Genomic DNA, 5,867 nt, shown 5'->3' with positions numbered 1-5,867 from the left:
TGACGCCTCAGCATCCGGTGCATATGGCGCAGGGTGTGCCGTCGTCGCAGTGGCAGTCGCAGTCGGAGCCGTTTGATTCGTCGCAGGTGACGCCTCAGCAGCCGGTGCATTTCTCGGAGGGTGTGCCGTCGTCGGAGTTGCGGTCGCAGTCGGAGCCGTTCGACCCGTCGCAGGAGGTGCCTCAGCGGCCGGTCCACGCGTCGCAAGGAGAGCCTGTGCAGACCGGATTGCCCGGCTTCTAGTCTTGTTCTGTAGGCTTTTGACGGCGCCCGGTGATGGTTGGTACCGACGGGGACCTGGGCGCCGTTGCCTGGCGGGTAGCGGAATCTGGCTGGTGCATACCGGGCTACGGTCGCCAGCCCTCAGGTGATGGGAGCGCGGACGCATGGCGGACTCCAACAGCGTCGACAAATCTGACGGCTTCAGCAATACCGGCGACGGTGTCATCGCCACCAGCGCCGGTGACACCACCGGTGACTACAGCCACTGGAACTGGAAGTTGATCATGGCGGCAATCACCGGCGGTGCCGCCTACGCCGACCAATCCTCCGTCACGAACCCGTCCGACCCGCAGACCATCCAGGACGCCGCGAACACCCTGTACTACACGCAGCAGGTGCTGCAGGAGGTCGCGCAGTCGATCACCGACCAGACGAACGCGCTGACCGGTGAGAACGGCCCGTGGCAGGGGCAGGCCGCTCAGGCGCTCAACGGCGTGATGGCCGGGGTGGCCAAGCAGACCCAGGCGATGGCCGACGTGCTGTCGGGCGGTGTCACCGGCGACGAGAATGTCCCCCAGCAACTGGCGAACAACGCGCAGCACCTGCGTGAGGCGATAGCCAAGATCTGGGATATCAACTACTGGTACGGGCAGCAGGCGTTGAAGATCAAACCCAGCGCGCTGATGGATAACGGGCTGATCGCGGTCAGCCAGGTGCCGCCGATCCCCACCATGATGGCCGACGACATGCGTCAGGTGCTCACCACGCTCGCGGGGCACTACGAGATGTCGAAGGACTCGGTCGCCCAGCCGACCTCGCCCAACAACCCGAACAACATCGGTTCGGGCTCGGGGATGCCCGACAACGGCGGGTACGGCTACGGACCGAACGACCCGGTGCCGTACTACGGCAACCCGTCGGACCCGTACGGCACGGGGAGCAACAACCCGTACGGCATGGAGCTCTACGACCCGTACGGCACGGGGAGCAACAACCCGTACGGCATGGAGCCCTACGACCCGTACGGCACGGGGAACAACGGCCCGTACGGCACGGAGGGCAACCCGTCCAACATCCCCGGATACCAGAACAACGACCCTGGCCTCGGGGAGAACGCCCCGGGCTTCGGTACCAACTCGCCGAAATTCATGTCCGTGGCGCCGCCCGGGTTCTCGCCGGACTCGGGGAGCAACGCGTCCAACATCCCCGGATTCCACAACAACGACCCTGGCCTCGGGGAGAACGCCCCGGGCTTCGGTACCAACTCGCCGAAATTCATGTCCGTGGCGCCGCCCGGGTTCTCGCCGCACGCGGGGACCCTGGACGGCCCGCTGTCGAATTCCGCACTGGAGAGCCCGGCGCCGTTCCCCGGCGGGCATCTCGACCCCACCATGGACGCGGCGCTGAATCCTGTCGACAGCCCCACCGGATTCAACGCACCGATCGCGTCCTTCCCCAACCTCGGGCTGGGCGACGGCTCGGCGGCCTCCCCGAACAGATCGAAGCTGTCCACCAAAGTGTCGCCGTACACGGGCGACACGAACCTGAACTCCCCGGGCGGCACGCACCTGTCCGAACCGTCGGCGCACGCCATCACCCCGTACAAGGACACCGCTCTGGACACCTCCAGGGCCGGCGCCCCCTTCAAGGGCGGCCTTTCGTCGCCCTCCGGGTACTCCGGCACGGGCCTGGGTTCCGACATGCCGGCCATCCGCTCCCTGAGCGCCGACGGTCCGCCGGCCAACGACGCCGTGACCGGATTCCCCGGCGCCGGCGGACTGGGCACCGAGGGGGTGTCGAACGGCTCCGGTATGCCAATGATGCCGATGGGCATGGGCGGCATGGGTGCCGGCGGCGCGGGTGCCGGCGGCGGCCAGGGAGGGACGTCCGATGCTTCGGGCCTGCTGAGCGGGGACGCGGCGCCGTGGAAGGGTTCGCCGTCGGACGGTCTGGGCGAGGTCACGGGCGGAGCCGACGCAGGCGGGCCCGGGCTGAGTCTGCCGGGTGACCACGTGATGGCCAACGAGCCGTCGTTGGGCGACGTGCCGTCGGAGGTCGCGCCGGTCGAGTCCGGTATGCCGATGATGCCGATGATGCCGATGGGTATGGGCGGCATGGGTGCCGGTGGCGCGGGCGGCGGATCCTCCGAGCGCGCCGCCTCCGATGCGTCGGGTCTGTTGAGCGGGGATGCCGCGCCGTGGGCCGGTTCGTCCCCGGAGTCGGACGGACTGGACGGCTTCACCGGCGGCACGAACGCCGGCGGACCGGGGCTCAGCCCGCTGGATGAGGAGGCGGTGGCGGGCGAGCCGATACCGGGCATGCCGATGATGCCCGTGGGCGGTACGAACTCCGGGGGCGCCTCGGAGCACGAACGCTCCGACGCCTCGGGCCTGTTGTTCGGCACGACGGAACCGTGGGCGACCACCTCGGACGGGCACGGTCAGGCGGTGGGCTCCCCCCACGGCGCGGTCCGCGACGAAGGCCACCTGACGCTCCCGCAGGACGAGACCCTCGCCGCCGACCTCTTCAGCGGCCCGGGTCAGGATTCGTCCTCGGGCCACGAGTCGTCGGCGGCTTCCGCGGTTGACGAGGAGGCCGCAGCCGCGATGCTGGCGTGGGCTCCGTTCCTCGCGGCGGCGGGCGCGTCCGAGGGCCCGGTCGGCGGCCGCGCCCACCCGGCGGACACCTCCGCCCGAGCCACCGAGGGCGCTCCCGGATCGGCGTGGGGAGAGACCGCGTGGGGACCGTCCGGCACGGAATGGGGAACTCCCGACTCGGTGGTCGGCTCCGGCCCATCCGGTGCCGCCGCCTACGGAGCGGACCCGGTGGCAGGTTCGGCGCAGCAGGCCGTACCAGCGCAGGACCACGGACCCATCGAGGCGCGGGCCGAGGAGTCCCACCAGCCGCGCCATGAGGCGATGCCGCACCATCTGGGGGCTCGCGGGGTGGAGGCACCGGGCCACCAGGAGGCGGTCCAGGCGGCGTCCGGCGAACCCGCCGCGTCCTTCGAGTCGGAACCGGCCGAGGAGGCGCCGGCTCCCGAAGCCCTCGCGGCTGACGACGCGGCCACGTGGGACTCGACGGCGGGTTCATTCCTGCCCTTGCTCGGCCTGCATCGGGGCACCGCGGAGGCCGCCGGGACCGCGGTGACCGACGTCGACCGCCAGGACGCCGCCGCCGCGACGGCGGTCGCCGCCGGGGCGTCCGCGATCGCCCGGGCGGCCGGCGCCGAGCAGGGTTTCACCGAGCCCACCCGAGTTGCCTGGCGGCCCAAGGCGTCCGGACCGGCGCCCGTCGAATTGAGCTGCTCGTTCGACGAGCCCGAGTCGGCGCCCGAGCCCGAGACCGAGCCCCGGGCGAACGCGGCCGTCGTCGCGAAGGACCGGGGTGGGGACGGCGAGGACGGCAAGAACAGCATCGCCGATCTGCTGCGCCAGGGTGAAGAGGTCTGGGGGTGAGGCGGCGCCGGGCCGTGCGTGATGGATCCCGCCCGGCCCAGCACCGGCTGGTCGTGCAGGCAGACACGGGTGTACGCAGGGCCATTTCGCGCCACGTCCGATTGGCGACTGATACCGGGTGCGGTTGACTCGGGGAGTCTGAAGACGGACGAGTGTGGCGTTGGGAGAACCGGGATGTCGTCTCCGTACGACGAACAGATCGAGGAGTTGCTGGGCCAGTACCGCGACGCACGTGAGCAGGCGGTCGAGACCCGGCAGCGGATCAACGAGGTCGAGGCGACGGTCACCGCGCCCCGCAAGGTCGTGAAGGTCACCGTCGGCGCCCAGGGCCAGGTGACTGAGCTGGACTTCCCGACCGCCGCGTATCGCAACCTTGCGCCGAAGGAACTGTCGAAAGTGATCCTCACCGCCATCGAACAGGCGCGTGCCCAGGCACTGTCGAAGGTGTCCGAGGTCGCTCTGGGCGGGATGCTGGGCGGGATCTCGCCGGCCGACCTGCTCCAGGGGCGGTTCGATCCGCGGTCCGTCCTGCCCGAGGAGCTGGACCTGCCGGACGTCGTGCGCGCGTACGTAAACCACGGTCTCGGTGTGACGGAGGACGGTGGCCGCCGTGACCGATGACCAGTCGCAGGGGTCGAGCCAGCCGCTGAGAGTCGACACGGACAAGCTGCGACCCGCCATCGCCAAGTTGCTGGAATTCGCCAGCCATTTGACGTCGGCCGGTGAGAGTCTCGAGAACGTCAGCCAGTCGTACGGACAGCCGTGGGGCAACGACAAGACCGGTGAGCAGTTCTACGCCCAGTACCAGGGCCCGCACGGCGACGTGATCACCGCTGCGTTGAAGGGCGGCAAGGGGCTGAACACCGCGGCTGACCAGGTCAGCGACTTGATCCGGGTCTTCGAGCAGGTTGAGGAGCAGGCCGGGTCGGCGGGGCAGTATCTGAAGTCGGACACCGACCAGAATCCCTAGGCGGCCACGGATCCGGCCGTGCGGCCGGGCACGACGGTGAGGCACGGAAGAGGCGGCGGCACCGCAACCCCGGGGCCCACGGCGTATGCCGAGCACGCCGGAAGTCGGGGCACGACCCGATCACGCCGCGGGCCCGTGGCACGGAACGACCGGGCCGGCGCGTCCGGTCCGCCGTATGAGCAGTCCCGCACGAGTAGACGGTGGAGTACAGATGAGCGGCACCTCGGATAAGAGCGGTTCCTCGCGGAAGTCGGCCAAGCCGGCGGCCGAGGCGGCGGCGGAGTCGTCGGGCCGGCCGGCGGAGTCAGGGGCCGAGGAGGTCACCGGGCAGGTACCGTCCGACGCGGAGGCGATGCCGCCCGTTCCGGACCACATCCGCGAGGCGGCCAGGCAGGCGCCCGACCATTGGTTCGGGATGATCGACCCGACCTGGTCGGGGGAGGGGGCCCCGCCGGACTGGGCCATGGTCGGCCAGTGGCGCTCCAACCTTGAGGGCGAGATCGTCGAGTGGCGGGACAATGAGGAGTACCGCCCGTCTCCCAAGGCCCTGGAGTGGCCCGACCCGACCGACCCGGTGGACGCCGCGGTGCAGCTCGCCGCGACCGGCTACGGCTCGGCGGAGGACGTGACGCGGGCCCTGGCGACCGCTGAGGTCGCGGTGTTCCTCGCACCCGGCGGGGGGTTGCTGTCCGCCGTCGCGCCGGACGACCAGACCCCGATCGTGCCCGTGTTCACCGCCCCGGACCACCTTCACGCGGCAGGGCGGTTGTCCTTCAAGCCCATGCGGATCGGGGAGCTGCTCGACCAGCTTCCCGAGGAGCACCTGATCTACCTGAACGCCTCCGGCGCGGTGAGCATGACGGTGGAGCCGCAGGTCCTGCGCGAGTCGATGACCGCCGTCGCCCGGACGGACGACGAGAACGCCTGGTTCGGGGATTTGGACGGCATCCTGCCGGCCGACTCGGAGGCGGAGAGCCCGGCCGACGGCGCGGCTGACCCGGGCACGCGGGAACTGTCCTGAGCCGTAGGGCTGTTGGCCGGGAGTGCAGATCCCGGTGTACGTGAGTGCAGATCCCGGTGTACGTGAGTTCGTGATCTTCTCTGCGGAGGTTGGTGGCCGGCTGGCCCTGTTGTTGACTTGGGCCTTCCGGCTGTTCGGCGGCCCTGGGTGCCTGACCGGGGTGGCGGTGTGGGCCGCCGCCGGGCGTCGGACCGCAT

General features: G+C 70.5%; 5 protein-coding genes. All 5 read left to right on the top strand.

Going from position 1 to position 5,867, the window contains the following annotated elements; all coding sequences use genetic code 11:
- Positions 1 to 242 (top strand): hypothetical protein (locus AB0L95_RS36870; RefSeq protein ID WP_365169974.1); only part of this gene is annotated, 242 nt, incomplete at its 5' end.
- Between the two features lie 143 nt (positions 243 to 385).
- Positions 386 to 3,679 carry a hypothetical protein gene (locus tag AB0L95_RS36865; RefSeq protein ID WP_365169971.1) on the top strand — a complete coding sequence of 1,098 codons (3,294 nt, stop codon included), beginning with the start codon at positions 386 to 388 and terminating at the stop codon, positions 3,677 to 3,679.
- A 174-nt stretch (positions 3,680 to 3,853) separates the two neighbouring features.
- A complete protein-coding gene (locus AB0L95_RS36860; protein WP_365169968.1) occupies positions 3,854 to 4,300 on the top strand; it encodes a YbaB/EbfC family nucleoid-associated protein in 447 nt (148 codons plus the stop codon).
- Entirely contained in the window at positions 4,290 to 4,649 is a 360-nt protein-coding gene (locus tag AB0L95_RS36855) for a hypothetical protein (RefSeq protein WP_365169965.1), read from the top strand. Before AB0L95_RS36860 ends, AB0L95_RS36855 begins: the two co-directional genes overlap by 11 nt.
- 211 nt (positions 4,650 to 4,860) lie before the next feature.
- Positions 4,861 to 5,670: a type VII secretion system-associated protein gene (locus AB0L95_RS36850; protein WP_365169962.1), complete on the top strand. Its 810-nt coding sequence runs from the start codon at positions 4,861 to 4,863 to the stop codon at positions 5,668 to 5,670.
- Positions 5,671 to 5,867 lie beyond the last annotated feature (197 nt).

Origin of the sequence: Streptomyces sp. NPDC052036 (genome assembly GCF_040680495.1) — a bacterium.
Lineage (GTDB): Bacteria > Actinomycetota > Actinomycetes > Streptomycetales > Streptomycetaceae > Streptomyces.
Note: the sequence above shows the minus strand (reverse complement) of the source record. Positions and strands in the feature narration are given on the sequence as shown.

What these genes read in the sequence shown, in the direction of transcription:
- AB0L95_RS36865 (WP_365169971.1), top strand. Translation starts at nt 386, where the DNA reads ATGGCGGACTCCAACAGCGTCGACAAATCTGACGGCTTCAGCAATACC.
- AB0L95_RS36860 (WP_365169968.1), top strand. Translation starts at nt 3,854, where the DNA reads ATGTCGTCTCCGTACGACGAACAGATCGAGGAGTTGCTGGGCCAGTAC.
- AB0L95_RS36850 (WP_365169962.1), top strand. Translation starts at nt 4,861, where the DNA reads ATGAGCGGCACCTCGGATAAGAGCGGTTCCTCGCGGAAGTCGGCCAAG.